Origin of the sequence: Parafrankia sp. FMc2 (assembly GCF_041008525.1) — a bacterium.
Classification (GTDB): Bacteria; Actinomycetota; Actinomycetes; order Frankiales; family Frankiaceae; genus Parafrankia.
The window spans coordinates 1-813 of sequence record NZ_JBFLUG010000460.1; the positions used below are offsets into that span (position 1 = coordinate 1).

The window sequence follows — 813 nt, forward strand, 5'->3', positions numbered from 1 at the left end:
CCTGCGAAGTGCCCTCTCGATCTGGCGGACGGAAGCCTAGAGAACTCCCATCCTCCCAGCTCAGAGGGCACTTCCGCGTTCAGGGACCCCAACAGACAGCTATAAACACCGGTGCATCCAGGCTGAGATCAGCGTGGCACCCGAAGCGCTCACCGCATAACCTTCAGCCAGGATCACGCGGCATCACTCTCCGTACACCACCACCGTGGACGTGACCCTACGCGGCGCGGCTGGAAGGCGTGTTCGCCTGCGCGCTGATGCTCGGGCCACGCCGCGGGGAGATCCTCGGCCTGCGCCGGGTGGACGTCGACCTGACCGGCGTGACGCTTTACGTCCGGCAGACGCTCCAACGGGTCGACGGCTCGCTGATGTTCGTCCCGGCGAAGACGGAACGGTCCCACCGGCGCCTACCCATCCCTCCGCGCCTGGTGGCGATCCTACGGCGTCACCGGGCCACCCAGACAGCGGAGCGGACCGGTCTCGGCGACGCCTGGACGGAAACCGGGCTCGTCTTCACCTCGTCGATCGGCACGCCGTTGGAGCCGCGGAACGTCAACCGGCGCTTCGACGTCCTGCGCAAGGAAGCCGGGCTGCCGTGGCTGCGACTGTTGAGTCGGCCCGGGGCGCGGTTCCGGTGTTACCACCGGTCCGTTTCCCCGGACCGCTCGCCGAACCCGCCGTACCGATCTGAGGAGTGAATTGCTGGACCACGGAGAGGCTGGTTCCGGGCATGCTGGAAGGCGCTGGGAGCCTGGCTTCCAGCGCTGGTCATATCGATACTGAGGAGTGAATTGCTGGACCACGGAGAGGCTG

Annotated in this window: 1 protein-coding gene; it reads left to right on the forward strand. The window is 66.9% G+C overall.

From position 1 onward, the window contains the following. Nucleotides 1–239: 239 nt before the first annotated feature. Nucleotides 240–698 (forward strand): hypothetical protein, encoded by a 459-nt coding sequence (locus AB1460_RS37925; RefSeq protein ID WP_368967418.1) that lies wholly within the window; start codon nucleotides 240–242, stop codon nucleotides 696–698. The last annotated feature ends 115 nt before the right edge of the window (nucleotides 699–813 follow it).